Here is a 24,090-nt window from a genome sequence, read left to right as displayed (position 1 = left end):
ACAGACAATGCTTCAACCCGTTCTGACATCGACGCCGACCAACGCGCTGCCCAATGCCGGGCTGGTGGTGCCGCGTCCCGTGCAGCAGGAGCAGTCCTCCAGTTCCACCCGCAACCTGACCTCCAACCCGGTTCGCCAGAACTCCGAGGCCGACGACGTCGGGCCCGACAGCGAGCAGGATCGCGAGCAGCGGGTGGACGGCAGCCGGGCCGCCTTCGCGTTCAGCCGGGGCAGCGGCCGCGGGGAAAATCTCGACATCTTCGTCTGACCGGGTCCGGTTGCGGGACATGACGGCGGCTTTGAGCCGCTTTTTTTGTGCCCGGCATCCCGCCAAATCGCCGCGTCCCGGTTGCGGGCGGCGCGCGGCGCCGCCACACTCCCCTCATGTCCGACGCCACCCCTCCCCGTTCCGGCCCGCAGGGTCCCGTCGTCCGCCGCGTGCCGCACGGCGACAACCGCGAGCGGCTGGTCTGCGACGATTGCGGCTTCATCAACTACATCAACCCCAAGATCGTCGTCGGTTCGGTGGTCACCCTGGGCGACAAGTTCCTGCTGTGCCGCCGGGCGATCGATCCGCGCGACGGCTACTGGACGATCCCGGCCGGCTATATGGAGGAGCGGGAGACCACGGTGGAAGGGGCGATGCGCGAGGCCTGGGAAGAGGCCTATGCCAAGATCGAGATCGACGCCCTGCTCGGCATCTACAACATCCCGCGGATCAGTCAGGTACAGATGATCTACCGCGCCCGCCTGCTCGACCCGGATGTGAAGGCCGGCGACGAGACGCGGGAGGTCGGCCTGTTCACCTGGGACGAGATCCCCTGGGACGACCTGGCCTTCCCCAGCGTGCACTGGGCGCTGGACCACTGGCGCCGCACCCAGGGCCAGAGCGATTTCCCGGCGTTCCCGGAACCGGTGCAGGGGTTGTAGCCCCTTCCACGCCCTCTCTGCCGCCCCCCACTCCCTCCCCCGTCATCCTGATGCAAATCAGGATCCTGCCACCTGCCCTTCCGAGCCGCCGGCCCTTCCGCAGCGCCGGTGCTTGGTCCTGACTTTCGTCAGGACGACGGAGAGGGGCTGGAATTGGGGACGGAGGTAGGTTGGATTGGAGCGGGAAACGAACCGCTCAACCGCAGGCCGGACACCCCGGACGCTTCTTGTACCGGATCTCCTGCACCGACATGTCGAGCGCGTCCCACAGCATCAGCCGGCCCTTCATGGGCTCGCCCAGGCCGAGGATCAGCTTCAGGGTCTCTGTCGCCTGCAGCGTGCCGATCACCCCGGCGACGGCGCCGAGAATCCCGGCCTCCTCACAGCGCGGGGTGAGCTCCGGATCCGGCGTCTCGGGGAACAGGCAGCGGTAGCAGGGCGCGTCGGCGTCCGGCATCACCGTGGTGAGCTGGCCCTCGAAGCGCGACAGGGCGCCGGCGACCAGCGGCACGCCCGCCGCCCGGCAGGCGTCGTTCAGGGCATAGCGCGTGGCGAAATTGTCCGAGCCGTCGACCACCACATCGGCGCCGGCGACGATCCGCCCGGCGTTGTCCGGCGTCAGCCGCTCGGCCACCCGCTCGACCGCGATGCCGGGATTGATCCTGGCCAGGGTCTCAGCGGCGGAGTCGACCTTGGGCCGGCCGACCGCGTCGGTCATGTGGACGACCTGGCGCTGCAGGTTGGTCAGGTCGACCGCGTCGTCGTCCACCAGCACCAGGGTGCCAACCCCGGCCGCCGCCAGATACAGCGACACCGGCGCGCCGAGCCCCCCGGCGCCGATCACCACGACCCGGGCGTCCAGCAGCCGCGCCTGCCCCTCCTCGCCGACCTCGTCGAGGATCAGGTGGCGGGCGTAACGGTGGAATTCGGCTTCGCTCAACTCTCGCATGGGAAAAATGTAGCCCAACCGCCCCGCCCCGCGCCACACTCACCGCCAGCTTCCGGCGTGGAGCGGAATAAGCTCTCATTTGTTCCGGTCTTCAGATCGCCGTCCCACCCGTCCCGCGTCCGTCCACGATCAACCCTGGACACCAGCGCCCTTGCCCACAACCTGTCGGCGCGCTTTGATCTCCGAAGGGAGGATGCATGCTCGAGCCCGCCGCCAGCTATGAGGAGGCGCGTGCCCGCTTTCGATGGCGGGTACCGGAGCGCTACAACATCGGTGTGGACATCTGCGACCGCCATGCGGAGGCGGGTGCCGGAACGGCGCTGATCTACGTGCAGGGCGACGGCCAGGTCCGCGAGGTCTCCTTCACCGAGCTGAAACGGGCGTCGAACCGGTTGGCCAATGTGCTGGCGGGTGCGCGGCTGGTCCGCGGCGACCGGGTGGCGATCCTGCTGCCACAGCGCCCGGAGACCGCCATCGCCCACATCGCCGCCCACAAGGCCGGCATGGTCTCGGTGCCGCTGTTCACCCTGTTCGGCGAGGATGCGCTGCAGTACCGGCTGTCGGACAGCCGGGCCGCCGCCCTGGTCACCGACCGTGACAGCCTGCCGAAGATCATGACGATCCGCGACCGGCTGCCGGACCTGAAGCTGGTGCTGGTGGCCGACGAGAGCCGCGACGGACCGGACTGGGAGGCCTTCGCCCCGGCGCTCGCCGCCGCGTCGGACCGCTTCACGCCGGTCGATACACTGGCCGACGATCCGGCGATCATCATCTACACTTCGGGCACCACCGGCCCGCCCAAGGGCGCGCTGCATGCTCATCGGGTGCTGCTCGGCCACCTGCCGGGGGTGGAGTTTCCCCAGGAGTTCTTCCCCAAGCCGGGCGACCGGTTCTGGACGCCGGCCGACTGGGCCTGGATCGGCGGGCTGATCGACGTGCTGCTACCGTCCCTGCACCACGGCGTGCCGGTCGTCGCCCACCGCTTCGCCAAGTTCGAGCCGGAGGCCGCCTTCGACTTCATCGCCCGACACGGGGTGCGCAACGCCTTCCTGCCGCCGACCGCGCTGAAGATGATGCGACAGGTGCCCGACGCGCGCTGTCCGACCATGCGCTCCATCGGTTCCGGCGGCGAAAGCCTCGGCGCGGAACTGCTGGATTGGGGCCGGCGCACCTTCGGCTTCACCATCAACGAGTTCTACGGCCAGACCGAGTGCAACCTGGTGGTCGGCAACTGCGCGTCCATCATGGAGGTCCGCCCGGGCTCCATGGGCAAGCCGATACCCGGCCACGAGGTCGCCATCGTCGACGGCGACGGCAATTTCATGCCCCCCGGCGAGCCCGGCGCCATCGCCGTGCGGCACGGCGACCCCGTGATGTTCCTGAAATACTGGAACAAGCCGGAGGCGACGGAAGAGAAATACGTGGGCGACTGGATGCTGACCGGCGATCTCGGCCGCGTCGACGAGGACGGTTACCTGCACTACGTGGGCCGCGACGACGACGTCATAACCTCGGCCGGCTACCGCATCGGCCCGGGCGAGATCGAGGACTGCCTGATGACCCATCCGGCGGTGGCCCTGGCGGCGGCGATCGGCGTGCCGGACCCGCTGCGCACCCAGGCGGTGAAGGCCTGCATCGTCCTGGCCGAGGGCCACGCACCGAGCGACGAGCTGAAGCGGGCGATCCAGAGCCACGTGAAGACCCGGCTCGCCGCCCATGAATATCCCCGGATCGTCGAGTTCGTCGACGCCCTGCCCATGACAACAACCGGCAAGATCATGCGTCGCGTGCTGCGCGAGCGCCATGCCGAACCCGAGGGAGACCACCCGTGAGCCTGCACATCGATTACTACATCTCGACCTCCAGCCCGTGGAGCTATCTCGGATCCGGCCGGTTCATGGAGATCGTCAAGCAGACCGGCGCGACGGTCGGCGTGCACGCGGTCGATTTCGGCGCGGTCTTCGCCGTCTCCGGTGGCCTGCCGCTGCCCAAGCGCGCGCCGCAGCGCCAAGCCTACCGCATGATGGAGATGAAGCGCTGGCGCGATAATCTCGGCATCCCCCTGGTGCTGGAGCCCAAGGCCTTCCCGATCACCACGCCGATCTCCTCGCTGGCCATCATCGCCGCGCGGGAGAGCGGAGCCGACGCCCTGGCGCTGAGCGACGCGCTGCTGACCGCCCTGTGGCGCGACAACCGCGACACCGGCGACACCGAAGTGGTGAAGACGATCGCCGACGAGACCGGACTGGACGGGGCGGCGATCATCGAGGCGGCGCCGACCTACAACGACCAGCTCACCGCCGACACCCAGAAGGCGATCAATTCGGGGGTGTTCGGCGCGCCCAGCTATGTCCTGCCGGACGGCGAGATCTTCTGGGGCCAGGACCGCATCGACCTGCTCCGCTGGCGACTCGGACTCTGACGCCCATGCCCGCCATCCCCACCGTCGCCCTGATCACCGACGAGGTGAGCCAGGACCTGGACGAGGTCCTGGCCTTCACGGCCGAGCACGATGTCACCCAGGTCGATATCCGCGCCGTCGACAAACGCAACGTCATCCTGTTCGACAATGACGAGCTGGGGGCGCTGGCCGCACGGCTGGCCGACGCGGGGCTGACGGTGGGCTGCTACTGCTCGCCCCTGCTGAAATGGACCAGACCGGGCATGCCGGTGCCCGAGGGGACCAACTTCCACGGCTTCGACCCGGACGCCATGAGCCACGAGACTGCCATGGTGCACGCCTTCGAGGTCGCGAACGTGCTCGGTGCCCGGCAGATCCGGGTCTTCTCCTACCTCGCCTATCCCGGCTTCACCCCGGCGGATCTGGACGACGACCTGGGGCTCCTGCTCGACCTGGCGGAGGCCCACGGGGTGGATCTGGTGCTGGAGAACGAGCATGTCTGCAACGTGGCCACGCTGGCCGGCATCATCGCCGTCGCCGACCACCATCCGCACCCACGCCTGAAGGCGGCGATCGACCTCGCCAACCAGATGTCCGCCGGTCATCCGCCGCCGAGCGAGGACGAACTCGTCCACGCCGCCCGGCTGGGCGGCACCGTGCATGTGAAGGATCTCGCCCCGGACAAGACCTATGTGCCGGTCGGCCAGGGCGTGATCGACCACGCGGGCAGCCTCGCCACGATCCTGAACGCGGCCCCGGGCGGCGCGTTGCCGATCGTCATCGAGACCCACATGCCGCATGACGGCGCGGCGGCGACCGCCGCCTCGCTGAAGGCGGTGCGGGCTATGCTCGCGAAGATCTGCGAGGACGCCTGACGCGCCGGACGGAGGCGCCAGGAGACTTGATCGGGAAACCGGGACGGGGTTGAGTCGTCATCGGTAGGGGCCCGCCACGTTCGGAGAACGATCATGACGACGACCGCACTTTCCCTCACCCGCTCCGCCGCCCTGCTGTTGCTCTGCGGCGGATTGCTGGCGGGCTGCGGGTCCGACCGCGAGGAGTTGGCCAAGCTCGCCCCCTATGGCGCCGAGCCGCGGGAAAGCTGCGGCGAGACCTCGCGCGGCGTGTCGCTTGAGGATCTGGACGGCGACGTGGAGGATTGGAGCATCGACGAGGCCCGAGAGGAGCTCGGCCCGCCGCAGCTTCTCACCACCGACGGCGCCATCCGCCGGGCCGGCTGGTACGACGTGGTGCTGGGCCAGCAGACCTGCGGCACGCTGCTGGAGATCCTGGAACGCGGCGACCAGCGCATCGTCACCGTGCGCGACCTGAAATCCCACGAGATCTGGGGCGTGCTGGACGGCAAGTTCCCGGAATAGGGTGTGGCCGCTATTTCCCATGCTCCGCCATCCCGGCGAGCCCCGGGCTTGAACCGGGGGTCGGCCGGGACCCGGAACCGACGTTGGGGACACGGTCCCGGCCGCCCTCCGGATCGGGTCCGGAGGTCGCCGGGATGACGGATGAAGGTTGATGGCTTGCAACGGACGGCACACACCCTCGACATTCCCCCGCTTCGGCGTTAGAACCCCGCGCTTTCCGCGCTCTTGCCGTTGAGGTGCCGCCCATGCGCACGCACGCCGCCGAACGTTCGGCCCTGGTCGCCGCCATGGTGGCCATCGGCCTCGTCGTCCTGGTCTCCAACATCGCCGTCCAGTATCCGATCGGCGACTGGCTCACCTGGGGCGCGTTCACCTATCCGCTCGCCTTCCTGGTCACCGACCTGTCGAACCGGATCCTCGGCGCCGCCTCGGCGCGTCGCGTGGTCTATGCCGGTTTCGCGGTCGGCGTGGTGCTGTCCTTCATGGCCGCCACCGACGCCTTCGGTCAGCGCATCGCCGTGGCCAGCGGCGCCGCCTTCCTGACCGCCCAGCTCCTCGACGTGTGGATCTTCAACAGGCTGCGCCAGGGCACCTGGTGGCGCGCGCCGCTGGTCTCCTCGCTTTTCGCCTCGGCCCTGGACACCGCGATCTTCTTCGCCGGCGCCTTCGCCATGACCCAGGTGCCGTGGGTGCAGCTCGCGCTAGGCGACTATGCCGCCAAGCTGGCCATGGCGGCGCTGCTGCTGGTGCCGTTCCGCGCGCTGATCCGCCTGCTGCCGGCGGAGTGGCAGGAGGCCCCGGTCCGGCCGATCTGAGGACGGGCGCCGGATGCGCGTCGATCTGTTCGACTACACCCTGCCGGAGGAGCGGATCGCCCGCTTCCCGGCCCGCCCGCGGGAATCCGCCCGGCTGCTGGACCTGACCGGCGACGGAATGGCGGACCGGGTGGTGCGCGACCTGCCCGACCTGCTGCGGCCGGGCGACCTGCTGCTCTCCAACGACACCCGCGTCATTCCCGCCCGCCTGAAGGGCAGGCGCGGCGAGGCCGGGGTGGAGGTCACCCTGCACAAGCGCGACGGCGATGCCGTGTGGCGCGCCTTCGCCCGGCCGGCCAAGAAACTGCGCCCCGGCGACCGGATCGTCTTCGCGGAAGACCTTGCCGCCGGCGTCACCGACAAGGGCGAGGCCGGCGAGGTCACCCTCACTTTCTCCTGCGGCGGGCCGGCGCTGATGGCCGCGCTGGAAGCCCACGGTTCCATGCCCCTGCCGCCCTATATCAAGCGCGCCGCCGGCGAGGGTGCGGAAGATTCCCAGGACTATCAGACGGTTTTCGCTGCCCGCGACGGCGCCGTCGCGGCGCCGACCGCCGGGCTCCACTTCACCCCGGCACTGCTGCAGGCGGTGGAAGCGAAGGGCGTGAAGCGGGCGCTGGTCACCCTGCATGTGGGGGCCGGCACCTTCCTGCCGGTGAAGGCGGACGACACCGACGACCACGTGATGCACACCGAATGGGGTGAGGTCTCCGCCGAGACGGCACGGGCCATCGCCGAGACCCGCGCCACCGGCGGGCGGATCGTCGCCACCGGCACCACGACCCTGCGGGTACTGGAGGCGGCGGCCCAGGACGACGGCACCGTTCCGGCCTGGTCCGGCGACACCGACCTGTTCATCACCCCCGGCTACCGGTTCAGGGCGGTGGACATGCTGCTGACCAATTTCCACCTGCCGAAATCGACCCTGCTGATGCTGGTCAGCGCCTTCGCCGGGCGGGAGCGGATCCTGGCGGCCTACGATCACGCGATCGCGCAAGGCTACCGCTTCTTCTCGTACGGGGATGCCTGTCTGCTGGAGAGGACCACGCCATGACCATCGGCTTCGAGACCTGGGCCAAGGACGGCGCCGCCCGGCGCGGCCGCCTCACGCTGGCTCACGGCACCATAGAGACCCCCGCCTTCATGCCCGTGGGCACGGCGGCGACGGTGAAAGCGATGCGGCCCGAGTCCGTAGCCGAAACGGGTGCCGAGATCCTGCTCGGCAACACCTATCACCTGATGCTGCGTCCCACCGCCGAGCGCATTGCCGAGCTGGGCGGGCTGCACCGGTTCATGAACTGGAACAAGCCGATCCTGACCGACAGCGGCGGCTTCCAGGTCATGTCGCTGGCCGGCCGGCGCAAGCTCGACAAGGACGGGGTGACCTTCCAGAGCCATATCGACGGCAGCAAACACCGGCTGACCCCGGAGCGCTCCATCGAGATCCAGCACCTGCTGGGCTCCGACATCACCATGGCCTTCGACGAATGCACCCCGCATCCTGCGACCCACGAACAGGCGGCGGACTCCATGCGCCTGAGCATGAAATGGGCGGCACGGTCGAAGGAGGCGTTCACCGACCGGCCGGGGCATACGCTCTTCGGGATCGTGCAGGGCAGCGTCTATGACGACCTGCGGCGGGAATCCGTGGAGGCTCTGACCGGAATCGGCTTCGAGGGCTATGCCGTCGGCGGGCTGGCGGTCGGCGAGGGACAGGAGGAGATGTTCCGGGTTCTGGAGGCGACCACTCCGCACCTGCCCGACGACGCACCGCGCTATCTGATGGGGGTGGGCAAGCCGGGGGATCTGGTGGGAGCGGTCACGCGCGGGATCGACATGTTCGACTGCGTGCTGCCGAGCCGCTCGGGCCGCACCGGCCAGGCGCAGACCCGGCGCGGACCGGTGAACCTGCGCAACGCCCGGCACGCCGCCGATCCGCGGCCGCTCGACGCCGACTGCGCCTGCCCGGCCTGCACCGGCTACAGCCGAGCCTATCTGCACCATCTGCAGAAGGCCGACGAAATCCTCGGCCCGATGCTGCTGACCTGGCACAACCTGCATTACTATCAGGAGCTGATGGCCGGTCTGCGCGGCGCCGTGGAGGCGGGCACGCTGGCGGATTTCGCCGCCGCCTTCGCCGAGCAGCAGGCGGCGGGGGACATCCCGGCGCTTTGACGCGGCCTTTTTCTTCCGACACCGTCATCCCGGTTCGTCCCCGGGCCCGACCCGGGGCGAGACCGGGACCCTGGCGGCATCGCTGGGTCCCGGCCCGGCCCCGGATCAAGTCCGGGCCCGTCCGGGATGACGAGGTAAGATAAGATTTGAACATGACGGACGCCCCCACCCTCAACGAGCGCATCGAGGCCGAAGCCCGGGCCGCCGGGTTCGACGCGGTCGGCATCACCCGCGCCGATGTGGGCGCGCGGGAGCAGGCGCGGCTGGATGCCTTCCTCGCCGCAGGGCAGCACGGCGAAATGGCCTGGATGGCCGATACCCACGACCGCCGACGCGATCCGAAGACGCTCTGGCCGGAGGCGCGCAGCGTGGTCGTCTGCGCCATGAACTACGGCCCGGAGCACGACCCGCTGGACGACCTGCGGCGCACCGATCGGGGCGTGATCGCCGCCTATGCCCGAAACCGGGACTACCACGACCTGGTGAAGATGCGGCTGAAGCGGGTGGCCCGCTGGATGCATGCGGAACTGGACTGCGAGGTGAAGGTCTTCGTCGACACCGCCCCGGTGCTGGAGAAGCCGCTCGCCGCCAGCGCCGGGGTGGGCTGGCAGGGCAAGCACTCCAACCTGGTCAGTCGCGAGCACGGGTCCTGGCTGTTCCTGGGTGAGATCTTCACCACCCTGGACCTGACCCCGGACGCGGCGGAGACCGACCATTGCGGCTCCTGCCGACGCTGCCTGGACATCTGCCCGACCGACGCCTTCCCAGCCCCCTACACGCTCGATGCGCGTCGGTGCATCAGCTACCTGACCATCGAGCACAAGGGGCCGGTCCCGCGGGAATTCCGCGCCGCCATGGGCAACCGGATCTACGGCTGCGACGACTGCCTCGCCGTGTGCCCCTGGAACAAGTTCGCCGAGACCGCCCGCGAGGCCGCCTTCGTCGCCCGCGAGGACCTCACCCTGCCGCTGCTGAGCGAGCTGGCGGGTCTGGACGACGCGGCGTTCCGGGCCCGGTTCTCCGGCTCGCCGATCAAGCGGACCGGCCGCGACCGCTTCGTGCGCAACGTCCTGATCGCGCTCGGGAACTCCGGCACGGCCGATGCCCTGCCCAGTGTGACATCGCTGCTCGAGGACGACAGTGCGCTGGTGCGCGGCGCCGCCGTCTGGGCATATCTGCGGCTGGGGGGTGCGCCCGGCGACCGGCCGGCGCGGGAGAACGACCGGGAGGTCCTGGCGGAATGGGCGGCCGGACCGGATGAACGAGGATTGAGACGATGAGCGACCAGACGATCTACGGCGGCCTGAACCTGCTCGGCGGTGCCACCGCCCTGCCCGCCTCGCCCGAGGAGGCGGTGCTGGAAAAGGTGGAGAACCCACATCGCGGCACCGACTACGTGGTGCGGTTCACCCAGCCGGAGTTCACCTCGCTCTGCCCGGTGACCGGCCAGCCGGATTTCGCCTTCCTGATCATCGACTACGTGCCGACCGACTGGCTGGTGGAGAGCAAGTCGTTGAAGCTCTATCTGGGATCGTTCCGCAACCACGGCGCCTTCCACGAGGGCTGCACCATCGACATCGCCAAGCGCGTGACGGACCTGCTGGCCCCCAAATGGCTGCGCATCGGCGGCTACTGGTACCCGCGCGGCGGCATGCCGATCGACGTGTTCTACCAGACCGGCGAGCCGCCCAAGGGGCTGTGGATCCCGAGCCAGGACGTGCCGGTCTATCGCGGTCGCCCGTGAGACCCGCAGACGCGGACCATACAACCGTATTCCCGAACCCAATGCATGAAGACAAGTATAGGTATGTTTGGAATATTTCACTGGCATGGACCTCGCCATTAGCCAAGTATCTGGTATCGCCGTGAATTCAGGTGGGGGCCTGGTGAGCGAAAATCGGTCCGAATTTAATTCAATGTCTGATGACTGGGTTCGACCATTCCATGATATCGACGCGTTGACTGATCAAAATCAGAGGATGCTCTTCAGATACTGGCAGGACTCGCACTTGGGTGGCGACCTGCCGAGTCCGGACTGCATCGATCCTCTGGCGTTTCCGACGGCGGCCCTGCCGTTTCTCGTGCTCGAGGAATACGAGCGGGACACCAGGCGGTTCCGGACCCGTCTGACCGGTACCGCCTATCGCGACGCGGTCGGATACGAGGGCACAAACCGGCGCACCGACGAAACGCCGGGCGGGCACGCCGCGGCCGAGCGGCTGCACTGGATCGTCGAGGCCAGCCAACCCTACTGGTACCAGGGGCCGTTCAGCTTTTCCGCCAGGCCCTGGACGGCGTTCAGCGTTCTCAGCCTGCCCTTTGGCCGCGTCGACGAGCCGGTGAGCCGCGTGCTCTGCGTCTTCGATTTCCAGCCGGGCTGACGGGCGGATGACGGAGCCTGGACCCTGGGCGGGACTGCGGCCACCATGGCCGGATCGAACCGCAGGATATCCGACCATGTCCGAACCGCCCGCCGCCATCATGCTCGCCGACAGCGTCACCAAGCCGACCGGGGCCTGGATCGGCGCGGTGCTGGTCTCGGCGTCCCATGGCGGAGTCTATGCCGCCTATTGCGCCGCCAAGGCCGGGGTGCGGGCGATGATCCTGAACGACGCGGGGCGGGGGAAGGACGATGCCGGCGTCGGGGGCGCTGCCTGGTGCGACGCGCTGGGGCTGGCCTATGCGGCGATCGACACCATGTCGGCTCGGATCGGCAACGCCGAGGACATGGCGGCGCGGGGCGCGATCTCCACCGTCAACGAGGTGGCGCGGACCGTCGGCGTGGCCGTCGGGCAGCCGGTCATGGAGGCGGCCCAGCTGTTGACCCTCGCGCCGACGGTCACGGCCGAGATCCCGGTCTATGAGGAGGCCCGCACGGAGCTGCCGCCGGGGCCGAGCGGCCGGCACGTCGTCCTGGCGGATTCCGCGTCGCTGATCGGACCGCAGGATGTCGGCCAGGTCATCGTCTGCGGCAGCCATGGCGGCATGCTTGGCACCGACCCGATGACGGCGCTGAAGGTCGACGGCTATGCCGCCTTCTACAACGATGCCGGCGGCGGGGCGGACGGCGCCGGCTTCTCCCGCCTGCCCGCCCTGGACGACCGGGGCATCGCCGCCGGCACGGTCGCGGCGATGAGTGCCCGCATCGGCGACGGACGCTCGACCTACGAGGACGGCGTGCTGAGTCGGGTGAACGCGACGGCGAAACGGCTGGGCGGTGCGGAAGGCATGGCGCTGAAGGACTTCGCCCAGCGGCTGATCGCCTGAGTACCGGCGCCGCCGTCATAAGCGGATATGGCGCGGCCATGGAAATATGTGTCGGCGGGATCTAAGAAACACCCTTGGCAGCACCCCATCATACGCGGTGAGATCTGCGCCCGCGCGACAGCGGTCCGTGGGATCACCCGCCGCGACACAGACCACCGACGGAGAGAACGATGCCGCTATATGGCAAGGGCATGCTGGTCACCTTTACCGAGGTCGCCGGCAAGCACGAGGAAGAGTTCAACGAGTGGTACAACCGCGAGCATGTGGACGAGCGGGTGTTCATGCCCGGCTTCAAACGGGCGCGCCGCTATCTGGCGGCCGACGACCGCGCGAAGGTGAAGTATTTCGCCACCTATGAGACCGACACCGTCCGCGACCTCTGCGCGCCGGAATACATGAAGCTGCTGGGCGACCAGTCGCCCTGGTCGAAGAAGGTGATGGCGCTGTTCACCCATTTCGACCGGCTCACCGTGGAATGCACGGTCGACCTGACACACGGCTTCACCGGTGCCGCCGGCCTCGCCCGCTTTTTCCCGGCCGAGGCTCAGAAGGCCGATCTCCGCAAGGCCCTGGCCGAGCAGATCCTGCCGGAAGTGATCAAGCGCCCGGGCGTGCTCGGCGCCTGCGTGCTGGAGAACGACCTGGACGTGGTCGCCGAAGGCATCAAGGCCCAGGGCAAGCCGGTGCCGACCGACATGAAGCAGGAATGGCTGGTGATCCTCGACACCGATACTCCGGCGACGGCCACCCTGGCCCTGGAGGCGGCGTTCGGCAACGACGTGCTGCAGCCCTACGACCTACCGACCTCGGCGGTGGAAGCCTCGTCCTACTACATGACTTTCGGCAATCAGCGCTGACGGAGTTCGCATGTCCTGGTTTATCGGTGTCGACGTTGGCGGCACCTTCACTGACTTCTATGCGGTCGACCGCGACAGCGCCCAGGTCGTCGTGCACAAGACCCCGTCCACGCCGCACAACCCGGCGGAAGCGATCCTGGAGGGGCTCGACGCCCTGTCGGAGGCCAACGGCATCCCGGCCGACTCGATCACCCGCCTCGCTCACGGCACGACCGTCGCGACCAACGCGCTGATCCAGCGTAAGGGTGCGGCGCTGGCGCTGATCACCACGGAAGGCTTCCGCGACTTGCTGGAGATCGGCCGGCAGATCCGCCCGAAGATGTACGACCTGAAGGCCGACGCGCCGCCGCCGCTGATCCCGCGCAAACACCGCTTCGAGGTGCGCGAACGGATGATGGCCGACGGTACGCCGCGCATCGCCCTGGAGGACGCAGCCATCGACGCGGCAATCGATCAGGTGGAGGCCTCCGGCGCGGAAGCGGTCGCGGTCTGCCTGCTGTTCGCCTTCCTGAACCCGAAACATGAACAGAAGATCGGCAAGCGACTGGCGGAACGGCTGCCGAACGTGGCGGTGTCGCTGTCGAGCGCGGTGCAGCCCGAATTCCGGGAGTACGAACGGTTCTCCACTGCGGCGCTGAACGCCTATCTGCAGCCGCTGATCGGCCGCTATATGCGGCATCTGGGGAAGGAGCTCGAGGAGAGGGCGCCGAAGGCGCGTCTCGGCATCAACCAGTCGAGCGGCGGGCTGATGTCGGTGGAGCGGGCCGCGGACTTCCCGGTCCGCACCGCCCTGTCGGGTCCCGCGGCCGGTGCCGTTGGCGCCGCCCATGTGGCGCGGCTGGCCGGCAAGCCGAACGTCATCACCCTGGACATGGGCGGCACCAGCGCCGACGTGGCGCTGATCCGCGACTTCGAGGCGGAGATCGGCTTCGGCCGCGAGGTTGCGGGCTTCCCGGTCCGCCTGCCGATCGTCGATGTGGATACGGTGGGTGCCGGCGGCGGCTCCATCGCCTGGTTCGATCGCGACGGGCTGCTGAAGGTGGGTCCGGCCTCGGCCGGTGCGGTACCGGGTCCGGCCTGCTACCGCCGCGGCGGCACCGAGGCCACCGTCTCCGACGCCAATCTGGTGCTCGGCCGGCTGTCCGGCAGCCTGATCGGCGGGGCGATGACCCTGGATCTCGATCTGGCGAAGCAGGCGATCCAACCGATCGCCGACAGGCTCGGCTTCTCCATCGAGAAGACGGCCGAAGGCATTCTCGGGATCGTCACCGCCAACATGGTCCGCGCCATCCGCACGGTCTCGGTGGAGCGCGGTCACGACCCGCGCCACTTCGTGCTGATGCCGTTCGGCGGCGCCGGCGCCCTGCATGCCGGCGAGGTGGCCCGGGCCCTGGACATGGCAGAGATCGTGGTGCCACCCGCGCCGGGCATTCTCTGCGCTCAGGGCCTGGTCGTCTCCGATCTGAAGGAAGATTTCGTCGCCACCGCCCGACTGCCCCTGGCGGAGACGAGCCGCGCCGATATCGACGCGGCCATCGCGCCCATGGCGGAAGCCGCGCGGGCCTGGTTCGAGACCGAGGAAATCGCGCCGGCCCGTCGCCGCCTGCGGCTGGCCATCGACCTGCGCTATGTCGGGCAGAACTTCGAGCTGCTGGTCGCGACGGACGAGACCGACGGCTCGGTGCCGTCGCTGCCGGATATCGCGGAGATGAAGCGCCGGTTCTTCGCCGCGCACGAGAAGACCTACGGCCACTATACGGCCGACGATCCGATCGAGACGGTGAACCTGCGCCTGACCGCCATCGGCGAGGCGGAACGCATTCCCCCGCCGATGGTCGCGGGCGATGCCGGCAAGCACCCCGCGCCGACCGCACACCGGCCGGTCTGGTTCGACGGCAAGGAGCACGACACCCCGGTCTACGACCGCGCCAGGCTGGCCCCGGCGCAGTCCTTCAAGGGGCCCGCCATCGTCGACCAGCTCGACGCCACCACCGTGGTCCATCCCGGCGACACCGTGACGGTGGACGCCGCCCTCAACCTGATCATCGAGGTGTCGCGATGAGCGCCGAGACCAAGACAACCGGGCCCGATCCGATCACCACCGAGATCGTCTTCAACGCGCTGCAGTCCGTGGCCGACGAGAGTTTCGTCGCCCTGATGAAGAGCGCCTATTCCACCAACATCAAGGAGCGCCACGACCACTCCACCGCGATCGTCGACCGCAACGGCCGACTGGTGGTGCAGGCGTCGGGATCGATCCCGATCCATCTCGCCTCGATGCTGGGGCTGATGCAGAAACTGCTGGAGAAGTATCCGGTCTCGGAGATCCACGAAGGCGACGTGTTCTGCGCCAACGACCCGCATGTCGGCGGGGGCACGCACCTGCCGGACGTGAACCTGGCCATGCCGGTGTTCTCGGACGGGGAGTTGGTCGGCTTCGTGTGCAACATCGCGCACCATGCCGATGTCGGCGGGATGTCGCCCGGCTCCATGGCCGGCGGCATGACCTCGATCTATCAGGAGGGATTGCGCATTCCCCTCATCAAGCTGTTCCGCCGGGGGGTGCTGGACCAGGACCTGTTCGACCTGATCCTGCTGAACGTGCGCGTCGTGGAGGAGCGGCGGGGCGACTACAACGCCCAGTTCGCGGCCCTGCGCCTGGCGCATCGGCGGCTGCTGGAAATCGTCGGGCGCAACGGGCGCGAGACGGTCGAAGCGGTGTTCGACGGCATCATCAGCCGGACCCACGCCCGCATGAAGGAGAGCATCGCCGCCATCCCGGACGGCATCTACAGTTTTGAAGACTTCATGGACAATGACGGGGCGGGCCTCGACGACATCAAGATCGCCGTGACCATCACCATCGACGGCGACAGCGCGGTCTTCGACTTCACCGGCACGCAAGAACAGGTGCCTGGCAACGTGAACATCCCGTTGAATGGGACGATCGCGGCGGTGTGCTACGTGCTCAAGGCGATGCTGGATCCGGAGATCCCGAACAACCACGGGGTCATCGATGCGGTCACCGTGACCGCGCCGTCTGGCACGGTGGTCAGCTGCGTGGAGCCCGCATCGGTCGCGTCGCGGGCGCATACCTCGCAACGCATCGTCGACGTGGTGATCGGTGCGTTGGCCGACGCGCTGCCGGACAAGGCGGTGGGGGCGGCCAACGGCGCCAACTCGATGGCGATCTTCGCCGGGACCGATCCGCGCTCTGGCCGGCCCTATGTCTATCTGGAGACACTCGGGGGAGGGTTCGGCGGCCGGAACGACCGCGACGGGAAGGATGGGGTGCAGGTCCACATCACCAACACCTCCAACCTGCCGGTGGAAGCGATCGAGATGGAGTATCCGCTGCTGGTGGAGGCCTATGGCCTGATCGAGGATTCCGGTGGGGCCGGTACCTGGCGCGGCGGGGCCGGCCTGCGCCGGGTCGTGACGCCGGTGGGACACGACTGCGTTTTCACAGGCATCGGCGAGCGCTTCCGCCACCAGCCCTGGGGCGTGTTCGGCGGCAAGCCCGGACGCTCGGGCCATTTCTCGGTTCGCACCATGGAAGGCGAAACCAAGGACATGCCGACCAAGTTCGGCGACGCGCCGCTGCGCCAGGGCGACAGCGCCATCGTAGAGACGCCAGGCTCCGGCGGTTACGGCCCGCCGGAGCAACGGCCGGCCGAAACCCTGGCGGAGGACTGGAATTCCGGCAAGTTCTCAGCCGGATTCATGCGCGAGCATTATGGTTGGGAAGCGCCGCCGAGCGACTGAGAGATCCGGCCGACGACTGCATCGCGGACCGCGACGACAATGTCGAAGACCGGCGAGATAACGGCCCCGACCACGGCCGCCACCTCCGCCGGCATCGGCGTTTCCGGATAGGCGGCGTTCCAGGTCCACGCGACCAGAACGCCCGAGCCGACGGCGGCACCGGTAACCGTGCCCTTCATCGCCACACCTCCATCGACCGGCAGCCGGGGTTCGTCGGCTCCGACGGCCCCTCAACCAAAGCGGCGAAAACACCGATGCTCGCCTCGAACCTGTTCATGGCGGATCTCCTCTGACGCTGGCGGGCATTGTCACGGGCTCGGCAGATTGAGCAGGGCCGCCAGCCCGCCGAGAACGGAGAGGGCGATGGTGCACAGCACGCCCAGCAGAAACGCTTCGATCCGGCCAACGCGCCGCTCAAGGTCGCGCAAGCGGTAGTGCAGCAGCGCCCCTTCCGGCCCGCGGGACCCCGCCGGGGAAGGCGTCGGATCGACGAGGTGAAAGTCCGGCATCGGGAAAAAGCCTCAGGGGCGTCCGACAGGGCGTGGCGGCTTGCCACCAAGCGGAGCGAGGCAATCACCGGCCGGCCCCGCCACGGGACGGGAAGACGGGGATGTCATCAATAGTCCGCTCCCATAGCGACCGCGATCACCTGTCCGCCGACGATACTCACCGCGATGGCGAACCCCAGCACCGCATCGGGTGGCAGGTCGAACAGATCCACCGGATCGTTCTGATCGATCACGGTGACCCGCCCGCCATTGACGGTGGTCGCGGTCAGTGTATGCGCCGGAATCAGGGCCTCAAGGTGCGGCAGATAGGTCCAGTTCGATCCGGCGTTATGGGAGACGAAGAAGCGGACGGTGGTCGTCGTGACCGTAGCCGATGCCCCGGCATACAGGCCGGTGATGCGCGTTCCGTTGACGCCGGCGGCGAGCAGGGCGGTGATGGTGCCGGAACCGTCCGTCGCGGAATTCGCCGTCGCCACTCCGGCCGTCTGATATCGCGGCATCTGTGGCCAGGCAGGCGTGTTGGTCAGGGCCATCGCTGGGTCCTCCGGATGAATTGAGGAAGGGGATGAACGGCGTCGATGACGCCTACTGACTGAGCGCGTACGCCGACCCGAGTGTCACGGCATAGCTCTCCAGATTTGAGGCGTTTAGGATGGCGAAATTGCGTGCGTCCAAGTCCGCGTTCAGGCTTGGTGCAGGGTCTAACAGCAGGCTGCGCACTACCGTAGATGGATGGCCCACGACCCAGTCATTCGCATACCCACCCTGAGACGCAATCGTTACGTCTAACTGTAAGCTGTGTCCTACGAATGAGGTGACGACACCAATAAGATAGACAGTAAGGTCGCTTGCACTCGCCACCCGAACCATCGTCCCGACCGGCAGGAAGATGGACGAGGCGTCCTGGTGCGTCGTCAGCGTCGTGTTGCCGGTCTCCACGAAATGTCCGGTGGAGGACGTCGCGTAGATGCCGGAGATCAACGCCGACGATTCCGCCATCGACCGGAGAATCGCGGGCAGGCCGTTATCCTCGTCGGCATAGGCGTTGCCCTCCACATTTTCCTGGGTATAGGTCCGTCCGGCGATGGTCACGCTCCAGGCCATGAACTGCTCCTCTATTCGCGGTATCGGGTGGCACGACGGTCAGAGAAGTTCCTCGACGACGAAGCGCCGGGAGTAACGGCCGGGCTGGCCGTTGATGATCGGAGCCGACTCTGCCAGCGCGCCGTAGAGCGTGTGCCGATGGGCGTGGGTCCGGTCCTCGGGGTCGGCGATGACCATGATGTCGCCGCCCTTTCCCTTGAGCCGCTCCAACTCGTAGGCGTGACCGAACATCTCGTCCTTCTCCAGATGGTCGATGACGAACCGAAGGCGCCGGAACCGGGGCCGGGCGTTCACGAATACCTGGCCGCCCCGGGAGCGCTTTATCTCGCTTTCGTCGACCTGCTCGATCGACCAGCCGTACTGGAAATTCACCGAGGGTTGCCAGGCCGGCCCGGCCACCAACCGGCCGGCCTGTAGAAACCCCGCCGGGTTCACCGGGTCGGCCAGGTCAAGGCGCAGGTAGCGCGCCCGGACCGGCTGGTCGATGGCATGGATCGCCTGGGCGCCGTAGGTCTCCACCTCGTCGGGGTCGAACCGGCCACCCCAGTTGAATTCGCCCCATGCGCCTACGCCGAACGGGAAGGCGGCGGGCCAGATGTCGAAATTGCCGGTGTCATGCAGCGGCGCGGAGAGGTCCGGCGCATTGCCGAGTCGGATCCGCCAGCGGCCCGATTGGGTGAGGTTGTGGTGGATCAGGGCGACGAAGCGCACCAGTTGGCGCGCTCCGAAATCGACCGTCACCACGGTTCCCGCCGGATCGGTTCCGGAGGTGCGGGCAATCCGGGAAGGCTGCCGGTCCGCCAGGTTGGACACCGGCAGCGTCCCGCTCCACGACCCACCGGACAGGGTCGCCGCGTCCACATGATTTCGATACGAGATCAGGATGCTGGCCATCGTGTTCCTAGCCCCAAAGGTCGAGGGTGATCTCGTTCACAGCCGAATCCTCGACCATGCCGACAACCACCAGATTGCGCCCCTCCGCCAGCCCATGGCGGGGATAGGTCAGCCGCACGGTCTGCCCGAGTTCCAGCGCGAAAGGCTGGGTCTTGAGCAGCACCCGGAACGCCACCCGCCCGGCTCCGAAGATCGACAGCAGCCGGGCCGCTTCGTCCTCGGCGGACGCCGCCTCGGTTAGCAGAGTGGCTACCACCGCCTCCTCTGACAGCGGGTGGCGGATGCGCAGGGCGGGATCGGCGGCGGCCTCGACGCGCACCGGTTCGGCCAGATCCGCCCTTGCCTCCTCACCCACCGCACCGGCGACGAAGGCCGCGTCCAACGGTTGCCAATAGCGCCGATACTCGACGCTCTGGCGCCACACAGGGCGGGCGACGGCGAGCCGTTCGAGGTCCAGCACATGGAAGTCGTAATAGGCCGCCACCGGCGTTTCGCCAGGCGCCTCCACCCGGCCGATGGTCATGCGCCCGGCGCGGTTGAAGCCATAATGGGCGCCGACGCTATCGGCCAGGGCGTCCAGGATCTCACCCATGGTGCTGCCCTCGCGAACCCACACGCCCACGCGGTCGTCATGGGCGGCGGCGAAGGCCGCGAAGCCGGCGGCATCGATCGGTATCGGGTCCTCGGTCAGGGTCCGGGTTGTGACAAGACGTGCGATCAGGCCGGCCACCGTTTCCACGTAGACTCCGCCGGCCTTGTCGCCGCGCACATCCGCTGTGACGGTCCCGGCTGCCGACGCCCCCAGCCGGAAGGTGCCGGCGGCGGTATCGACGCTGAACTGCCCTGCCGACGGAGCGCCGCCCACCCGGGTCAGGGCCAGGCCGGCATCATAGACCGCGTCCACGTCCTCGATGGCGCCGTCATGGACCTGATAGGTCAGGGTCGCCGGATCCACGAGCACGGCCGGGACGTGATAGACACGCCCGAAGGCGAGCGGCTTCTCGCGATCCTTCAGGCCGATCCGGCCGTCGAGCCCGCCGGTGCCGCCATAGGTGCCGCGCTCGATCCCGGCCTCGAAGCGGGACTGCAGGTCGCGCAGCCGCACCGTCACACTGATATCGTCGAACTCGGCCCCGTCTGCCGTACCGTCGAAGATCGTCTCGAACTCGGAATAGACGAAGTCCTCGCCCCCCAGCAGCACCCGAACCCGCCGCCCGTCGAAGGCCAGGGCGGTCATCGGGTCCAGCAGGCCGTCGGCGTTGTTGAGCAACAGGGTCCCGGCCCCCGGCACCGAGCGGCCGGAAAGCTGGCCGCCGGCGAAGAGCTGGCGCTCGAAGTTCAGGGCCGCCAGCAGCCGCGGGGCGAAATAGGTGTCGGCCGGCGTGTCGGTCCGGCCGGTGACGAAGCCGTCATCGCTGAAGTAATGCGGCGCCGTGGTCTCCAGCGCCGGGTCGTAGGGTTCCAGGATCACCAGGTAGCGCCGCCGGGCCAGCGGGTCGGCGATCAGGTCGTCGAAGGCGCTCATGCCGCCCTGCCCGGGCCGCGGGATGCCGCGACCACCCGCTCCAGACCTCGGCGCAATGCGGCGTTGTCGGCCCGCATCGCCGTCACCGCCGCGGTCATGCGGCGCGTCTCGCTGATCAGATCGGCGATGCCGTCTTCACCGCCGGCGACCGCCGGTCGATCGTTCGCCGGTGCCGCGATGGTGACCGGAATGGATCGGCCGTCCGGCAGCGGCACGAAGGCCTCGGGCAGCCGGCCCTCGCCGAACAGGGCGAGCTGTGGACTGTCCGCCACACCGCCGACGGCATAGCGGGTCAGGGGAAGCGAGCCGCGCGCCGTCATGATGCCGCCTGCCGCGAAGGGAATGGTCTGGTCCAGCAGATCGACGATCCGGTTGATCTCGTCGGAGAGCCCGGCTCGAAAGGCGCCGAACTGTCCGGACCCGAAATCCCCGGCATAGCCGGTGAGTTGGGCAATGATCCGGTTGCGGGTCGGTGCCTGACCAAAATTCGCGTTCGGATTGGGTAGGCCGCCCAGATCGCCGGAGAAGCCGCGGGCGATGGTCCGCAACTCCTCGAGCTGCGCCTGGGCGACATCGAGCTGTCGCTCCGCCACGTTCCGGGTTTCCCCCAGGGCGCCATCCACCGTGGCGAAGATCCGGGCGTAGTCCTCGTTGCTGGCATAGAAATCGCGCGCCAGCCGCAGATAGTCCTCGGCCGCCCCGCCCAGGTCGAACTGGGCCTCCTGGTCGCCCTCCGCCGCCCTTGCGGCGAGGGTCTCGAAGAAGCTGCGCGCCTCGTCGAGCTGCTGCTGGGGCGACAGTGTCGACAGGTTCGGGTCGAGGGTGATGCGGCGCCGCGTGTCGGCGATGCTGTCGATGACCCGCTCGGCGGTGAGGGCGAGCCGCTCCTGTTCGTCGATCTGAGCGGCGAGTTCCCGGTTGGCCAGCCGCGTGGCGTCGGCCACCGAGAACTGCGTCGTCACGTTGTCGTTGGCGGCCTCGCGGCTCTGCTCCAGGGCGTCGGTCAGGACCTCCATGACCAGCGTATTGTCGGCGAAGGCCGTCCGCACCGCCTCGATGGCATCCAGATCGAGGACGTCGGGGCTGAACAGATCGGAGAGCTGATCGCGCAGGACGGCGTCGAGATCCGATAGGTCGGTCAGTCCCATCGCCTCGCCGACCGATCGCCGGTCGTCATACTCGGTGAGCCGGTCGGCGACGCCGTCGACGATACCCAGCCCGGCGGCGGACCGCGCGTCTCGCTCCAACTCTTCGGTGAAGGAGTCGCTCAGCTCGGCGAGCACCTCCGGCAGCAGCGAACCGGATGCCTGCAGATCGGAGAACGAGGCGCCGAGCTGATCCAGGACCCCGGCCAGGTCGTCGCTGCCGTCCAGCAGGGCGAGCAGCCGCTCCCGGTACAGCGCTTCCAGTTCCGAGAAATCTGTGATGCCGATCGCCTCTCCGTCGGCACGGCGATCCTGATACTCCCGGCTCAGCACCGCCACGCCGTCGACCGCCCCAAGCCCGCGCGCCTCGCGCAGTTCGCGGGCCACCTGATCCGTGTAGTCGGAGCGAAGCTGCGCCGTCAGCAGAGCGGTGGCCTCGGCCACCTTTTCGGCCACGTCGATGGCGGCGACACCCAGATCCGGAAATACCCGTGTGGCCTCGGCGATGTCCTCGTTTATCCGTTCCAGCTCGCCCTGCAACTGGCCGATGGCCGCCGTGCCGGCGATCAGGCGCTCCTCGAACGGCCCGATCGTCTCCAGCTCGAAACCGCCGGCAATCGTCTCGATCAGGCCATCCACATCCGCCGCGGCGATGGCGAAAGCGTCGCGCACCCGCTGCTGGTTGTCGAGATACGCCTGGGACCGCTCGGTGGTCCGCTCCACCGCCTGACCGAGGTCGGAGGCGGTGGCCACCAGATCCCGCAGGGCCTCGTCGGCAATCGAGACCGCGCCCCCGACGACCTCGATCATGCCGTCGGACAGTGTCTGATCGCCATACGGCCGCCCCTCGTCGGTACGCTCCCCACCGGCGAAGGTCAGGGTCCGGCCGGCGACGCCGAGGCCGACAAGCGTGTTCTCCGTCTCGTCGTAGACACCGGTGACGCCCGGCTGGAACCGAGGTGACCCCTCGTCCTGCTCATACAGAAGGGTCGTGCCGGCATCGGGAACCGGGGCGCCGATTCCGACCCCATCGTCCCCGGCCGAGCCATCTTGCGAAGACAGAGCTTCCTCGCCCGGAAACAGACTCATCGCCCGGTCCAGGAACGTGCGGATCGCCTCCACTCCGTCGGTGGCCAGGGTGCGTCCGGTCTCCTGGATCCCGAGCCGCTGGCGCTGCAGCGCGACCGTATAGGCATCGACCCCGTCGCCGGCCTCGGAGAGTGCGTCGCGCAGGGCGCCGAAGCGTTCGGCGAAGATCAGGTCGTCGAACAGCGCTTCCAGGCTGTCGGCCACGGAGTGCTTCGCCGCTTCGGCGACGTCGGGCGCGTCGATACCCTCCAGCCCCTCGCGGACGATGAACTTCACCGCCTCGGCGACCAGCTCGGCCTCGGTGAGGCCGCGGAACCGGTCCGCGTCCTCCGCCTGGGCGCCGATGATGGCCTTGAAGTTGTAGCCGCCGGTCTGGCCCGATCCGTCCTCGGGGTTGGGGAAATAGCCGATATCGAAGCCGTTGCCGTTGAGCACGCCGCCGAAGCGGGACTGCACGCGCTCGATCCCGGCGAAGATGGCATCGACGGTGTCGACCAGGGCCGAAGGATCGCCTCCGTTGTCGGCGGAATAGACCGCCTCGCCGGTATCGGGCGAGACCCGGGCGACGGTGGTCGGACCGACCGAGGGAGACGGGGCGAAGAGCGCCGGCCCCAGAACCTGCGCCAGAGTCAGCGCCCCGGCGATATAGGGGCTCGCGGCCCCCAGGACGCCAAGGCTACCGCCGAAAGTGCCGCCGAAGATCCCGCCGAACGGTCCGCCGCCGGTCGCCAGGCCGATCAGCGAGGAGCCGGCGCCAAGCAGCGAGCCGAGGCTCGGACCGCCGCCGCTTCCGCCCAGCAGGCCCGACAGATCGAACCCGAGCCCGCCACCCCCACCAAGCACGCCGAGCTGACGGAACACGGCCGTGGCGATGGGAACGATGGAGCGGAACAGGGAGGAAAAGCTGATCTCGCCGTCCCGGGCGACCTGCTCGAACAGATTGCCGAACATCCGGATCATGCGGTCGCCGAAGCGATCCCACACCGCCACGGAGCGGTCGGCGGCCCGCTCGTTGCCCCGCAGGATGCCCTCGCTCAGGCGGTCGCCCGCGAAGCCGATCCCGCGCACCACGTCGTCCACCAGCCCCTGGAGAGCGCATCCGGTTTCCGGCAGGGCCGCCGGCGTCGCGACCTGCGCCACCAGCCGGGCGAAGGCGCCTTCCGCCCGCACCGCCGCCTCGGCGAGCGCGCGCAGGGAGGCGTTCACCTGGTCCAGGTGCTCGCCACGCACCCAGGCACCCGATCTGTTCGCGGCATCCAGCAGCATCGCCGGCTCCAAGGTCAGTTGAT

24 protein-coding genes are annotated in these 24,090 nt (G+C 68.6%); 16 read left to right on the top strand and 8 right to left on the bottom strand.

All coding sequences use genetic code 11. The features are described 5' to 3' along the window. The first annotated feature begins 7 nt into the window (after positions 1–7). Both G578_RS0106215 and G578_RS0106210 read left to right on the top strand, forming a co-directional pair. Positions 8–268 (top strand): hypothetical protein, encoded by a 261-nt coding sequence (locus tag G578_RS0106215; protein ID WP_028793495.1) that lies wholly within the window; start codon positions 8–10, stop codon positions 266–268. 116 nt (positions 269–384) lie between these two features. Next, positions 385–930, top strand: a complete 546-nt coding sequence (locus G578_RS0106210) for an NUDIX hydrolase (protein ID WP_028793494.1) — start codon at positions 385–387, stop codon at positions 928–930. Between the two features lie 196 nt (positions 931–1,126). Here the strand turns inward: G578_RS0106210 and G578_RS25045 are convergent, their stop codons facing one another. After that, positions 1,127–1,879, bottom strand: a complete 753-nt coding sequence (locus G578_RS25045) for a HesA/MoeB/ThiF family protein (RefSeq protein ID WP_038013727.1) — start codon at positions 1,877–1,879, stop codon at positions 1,127–1,129. Positions 1,880–2,076: 197 nt separating this feature from the next. Here G578_RS25045 and G578_RS0106200 point away from each other — a divergent pair, with 197 nt between their 5' ends. From G578_RS0106200 to G578_RS0106135, 14 genes are all read left to right on the top strand, one after another. Next, positions 2,077–3,711: an acyl-CoA synthetase gene (locus tag G578_RS0106200; protein ID WP_028793493.1), complete on the top strand. Its 1,635-nt coding sequence runs from the start codon at positions 2,077–2,079 to the stop codon at positions 3,709–3,711. Further along, on the top strand, positions 3,708–4,301 hold the full coding sequence (locus G578_RS0106195; RefSeq protein WP_028793492.1) for a 2-hydroxychromene-2-carboxylate isomerase: 594 nt from the start codon (positions 3,708–3,710) through the stop codon (positions 4,299–4,301). The genes G578_RS0106200 and G578_RS0106195 overlap by 4 nt, the downstream gene beginning before the upstream one ends. 5 nt (positions 4,302–4,306) lie before the next feature. Further along, positions 4,307–5,155 (top strand): sugar phosphate isomerase/epimerase family protein, encoded by an 849-nt coding sequence (locus tag G578_RS0106190; protein WP_028793491.1) that lies wholly within the window; start codon positions 4,307–4,309, stop codon positions 5,153–5,155. 93 nt (positions 5,156–5,248) lie between these two features. Beyond that, the gene (locus G578_RS0106185) at positions 5,249–5,659 is read left to right on the top strand and encodes a hypothetical protein (protein WP_028793490.1); all 411 of its coding nucleotides are present in this window, start codon (positions 5,249–5,251) and stop codon (positions 5,657–5,659) included. A gap of 245 nt (positions 5,660–5,904) precedes the next feature. After that, positions 5,905–6,474 carry a queuosine precursor transporter gene (locus tag G578_RS0106180; RefSeq protein ID WP_028793489.1) on the top strand — a complete coding sequence of 190 codons (570 nt, stop codon included), beginning with the start codon at positions 5,905–5,907 and terminating at the stop codon, positions 6,472–6,474. Between the two features lie 13 nt (positions 6,475–6,487). Next, positions 6,488–7,525 (top strand): tRNA preQ1(34) S-adenosylmethionine ribosyltransferase-isomerase QueA, encoded by a 1,038-nt coding sequence (gene queA / locus G578_RS0106175; protein ID WP_028793488.1) that lies wholly within the window; start codon positions 6,488–6,490, stop codon positions 7,523–7,525. Next, positions 7,522–8,646 (top strand): tRNA guanosine(34) transglycosylase Tgt, encoded by a 1,125-nt coding sequence (gene tgt, locus G578_RS0106170; RefSeq protein WP_028793487.1) that lies wholly within the window; start codon positions 7,522–7,524, stop codon positions 8,644–8,646. Before queA ends, tgt begins: the two co-directional genes overlap by 4 nt. Before the next feature lie 152 nt (positions 8,647–8,798). Beyond that, positions 8,799–9,926, top strand: a complete 1,128-nt coding sequence (queG, locus tag G578_RS0106165; protein WP_028793486.1) for a tRNA epoxyqueuosine(34) reductase QueG — start codon at positions 8,799–8,801, stop codon at positions 9,924–9,926. Continuing rightward, positions 9,923–10,390: a preQ(1) synthase gene (gene queF, locus G578_RS0106160; protein WP_028793485.1), complete on the top strand. Its 468-nt coding sequence runs from the start codon at positions 9,923–9,925 to the stop codon at positions 10,388–10,390. Before queG ends, queF begins: the two co-directional genes overlap by 4 nt. A gap of 85 nt (positions 10,391–10,475) precedes the next feature. After that, entirely contained in the window at positions 10,476–11,027 is a 552-nt protein-coding gene (locus G578_RS0106155; protein WP_169400828.1) for a PAS domain-containing protein, read from the top strand. A gap of 76 nt (positions 11,028–11,103) precedes the next feature. Beyond that, on the top strand, positions 11,104–11,913 hold the full coding sequence (locus tag G578_RS0106150) for a hypothetical protein (RefSeq protein ID WP_028793483.1): 810 nt from the start codon (positions 11,104–11,106) through the stop codon (positions 11,911–11,913). A 170-nt stretch (positions 11,914–12,083) separates the two neighbouring features. Next, on the top strand, positions 12,084–12,770 hold the full coding sequence (locus G578_RS0106145; RefSeq protein WP_028793482.1) for a DUF4286 family protein: 687 nt from the start codon (positions 12,084–12,086) through the stop codon (positions 12,768–12,770). Between the two features lie 10 nt (positions 12,771–12,780). After that, a complete protein-coding gene (locus tag G578_RS0106140; protein WP_028793481.1) occupies positions 12,781–14,832 on the top strand; it encodes a hydantoinase/oxoprolinase family protein in 2,052 nt (683 codons plus the stop codon). Beyond that, a complete protein-coding gene (locus tag G578_RS0106135; RefSeq protein WP_028793480.1) occupies positions 14,829–16,535 on the top strand; it encodes a hydantoinase B/oxoprolinase family protein in 1,707 nt (568 codons plus the stop codon). Before G578_RS0106140 ends, G578_RS0106135 begins: the two co-directional genes overlap by 4 nt. On the opposite strand, the gene G578_RS0106130 is transcribed toward G578_RS0106135, so the two are convergent. The 7 genes from G578_RS0106130 to G578_RS0106095 all read right to left on the bottom strand — a co-directional run bounded on the left by G578_RS0106130 (position 16,505) and on the right by G578_RS0106095 (position 24,067). After that, positions 16,505–16,714, bottom strand: coding sequence for a hypothetical protein (locus G578_RS0106130; protein ID WP_028793479.1), 210 nt, complete (start codon positions 16,712–16,714; stop codon positions 16,505–16,507). The genes G578_RS0106135 and G578_RS0106130 overlap by 31 nt on opposite strands. Before the next feature lie 129 nt (positions 16,715–16,843). After that, on the bottom strand, positions 16,844–17,044 hold the full coding sequence (locus G578_RS0106120) for a hypothetical protein (protein ID WP_028793478.1): 201 nt from the start codon (positions 17,042–17,044) through the stop codon (positions 16,844–16,846). 107 nt (positions 17,045–17,151) lie between these two features. Further along, positions 17,152–17,577, bottom strand: coding sequence for a hypothetical protein (locus tag G578_RS0106115; protein WP_028793477.1), 426 nt, complete (start codon positions 17,575–17,577; stop codon positions 17,152–17,154). 52 nt (positions 17,578–17,629) lie between these two features. Further along, on the bottom strand, positions 17,630–18,148 hold the full coding sequence (locus tag G578_RS0106110) for a hypothetical protein (RefSeq protein WP_028793476.1): 519 nt from the start codon (positions 18,146–18,148) through the stop codon (positions 17,630–17,632). A 39-nt stretch (positions 18,149–18,187) separates the two neighbouring features. After that, positions 18,188–19,042, bottom strand: coding sequence for a hypothetical protein (locus tag G578_RS0106105; protein WP_028793475.1), 855 nt, complete (start codon positions 19,040–19,042; stop codon positions 18,188–18,190). 7 nt (positions 19,043–19,049) lie between these two features. Then, positions 19,050–20,567, bottom strand: a complete 1,518-nt coding sequence (locus G578_RS0106100) for a hypothetical protein (protein ID WP_028793474.1) — start codon at positions 20,565–20,567, stop codon at positions 19,050–19,052. After that, positions 20,564–24,067, bottom strand: coding sequence for a coiled-coil domain-containing protein (locus tag G578_RS0106095; protein WP_028793473.1), 3,504 nt, complete (start codon positions 24,065–24,067; stop codon positions 20,564–20,566). Before G578_RS0106095 ends, G578_RS0106100 begins: the two co-directional genes overlap by 4 nt. Positions 24,068–24,090 lie beyond the last annotated feature (23 nt).

It is taken from the genome of Thalassobaculum salexigens DSM 19539 (genome assembly GCF_000423805.1).
In the GTDB taxonomy this organism is placed as follows: Bacteria; Pseudomonadota; Alphaproteobacteria; order Thalassobaculales; family Thalassobaculaceae; genus Thalassobaculum; species Thalassobaculum litoreum.
The sequence above is the reverse complement of the archived record's forward strand: the minus strand, read 5'-3'. Positions and strand labels throughout refer to the sequence as shown.

Excerpts from the sequence above, each read along its gene's own strand:
- G578_RS0106185 (WP_028793490.1), top strand. The coding sequence starts at position 5,249 with ATGACGACGACCGCACTTTCCCTCACCCGCTCCGCCGCCCTGCTGTTG.
- G578_RS0106105 (WP_028793475.1), bottom strand. The coding sequence starts at position 19,042 with ATGGCCAGCATCCTGATCTCGTATCGAAATCATGTGGACGCGGCGACC.
- G578_RS0106095 (WP_028793473.1), bottom strand. The coding sequence starts at position 24,067 with ATGCTGCTGGATGCCGCGAACAGATCGGGTGCCTGGGTGCGTGGCGAG.
- G578_RS0106140 (WP_028793481.1), top strand. The coding sequence starts at position 12,781 with ATGTCCTGGTTTATCGGTGTCGACGTTGGCGGCACCTTCACTGACTTC.
- G578_RS0106120 (WP_028793478.1), bottom strand. The coding sequence starts at position 17,044 with ATGCCGGACTTTCACCTCGTCGATCCGACGCCTTCCCCGGCGGGGTCC.
- G578_RS25045 (WP_038013727.1), bottom strand. The coding sequence starts at position 1,879 with ATGCGAGAGTTGAGCGAAGCCGAATTCCACCGTTACGCCCGCCACCTG.
- G578_RS0106190 (WP_028793491.1), top strand. The coding sequence starts at position 4,307 with ATGCCCGCCATCCCCACCGTCGCCCTGATCACCGACGAGGTGAGCCAG.
- G578_RS0106215 (WP_028793495.1), top strand. The coding sequence starts at position 8 with ATGCTTCAACCCGTTCTGACATCGACGCCGACCAACGCGCTGCCCAAT.
- G578_RS0106210 (WP_028793494.1), top strand. The coding sequence starts at position 385 with ATGTCCGACGCCACCCCTCCCCGTTCCGGCCCGCAGGGTCCCGTCGTC.
- queA (WP_028793488.1), top strand. The coding sequence starts at position 6,488 with ATGCGCGTCGATCTGTTCGACTACACCCTGCCGGAGGAGCGGATCGCC.
- G578_RS0106150 (WP_028793483.1), top strand. The coding sequence starts at position 11,104 with ATGTCCGAACCGCCCGCCGCCATCATGCTCGCCGACAGCGTCACCAAG.
- G578_RS0106110 (WP_028793476.1), bottom strand. The coding sequence starts at position 18,148 with ATGGCCTGGAGCGTGACCATCGCCGGACGGACCTATACCCAGGAAAAT.
- G578_RS0106115 (WP_028793477.1), bottom strand. The coding sequence starts at position 17,577 with ATGGCCCTGACCAACACGCCTGCCTGGCCACAGATGCCGCGATATCAG.
- queF (WP_028793485.1), top strand. The coding sequence starts at position 9,923 with ATGAGCGACCAGACGATCTACGGCGGCCTGAACCTGCTCGGCGGTGCC.
- G578_RS0106180 (WP_028793489.1), top strand. The coding sequence starts at position 5,905 with ATGCGCACGCACGCCGCCGAACGTTCGGCCCTGGTCGCCGCCATGGTG.
- G578_RS0106135 (WP_028793480.1), top strand. The coding sequence starts at position 14,829 with ATGAGCGCCGAGACCAAGACAACCGGGCCCGATCCGATCACCACCGAG.
- G578_RS0106155 (WP_169400828.1), top strand. The coding sequence starts at position 10,476 with ATGGACCTCGCCATTAGCCAAGTATCTGGTATCGCCGTGAATTCAGGT.
- queG (WP_028793486.1), top strand. The coding sequence starts at position 8,799 with ATGACGGACGCCCCCACCCTCAACGAGCGCATCGAGGCCGAAGCCCGG.
- G578_RS0106145 (WP_028793482.1), top strand. The coding sequence starts at position 12,084 with ATGCCGCTATATGGCAAGGGCATGCTGGTCACCTTTACCGAGGTCGCC.
- G578_RS0106130 (WP_028793479.1), bottom strand. The coding sequence starts at position 16,714 with ATGAAGGGCACGGTTACCGGTGCCGCCGTCGGCTCGGGCGTTCTGGTC.
- G578_RS0106100 (WP_028793474.1), bottom strand. The coding sequence starts at position 20,567 with ATGAGCGCCTTCGACGACCTGATCGCCGACCCGCTGGCCCGGCGGCGC.
- G578_RS0106200 (WP_028793493.1), top strand. The coding sequence starts at position 2,077 with ATGCTCGAGCCCGCCGCCAGCTATGAGGAGGCGCGTGCCCGCTTTCGA.
- tgt (WP_028793487.1), top strand. The coding sequence starts at position 7,522 with ATGACCATCGGCTTCGAGACCTGGGCCAAGGACGGCGCCGCCCGGCGC.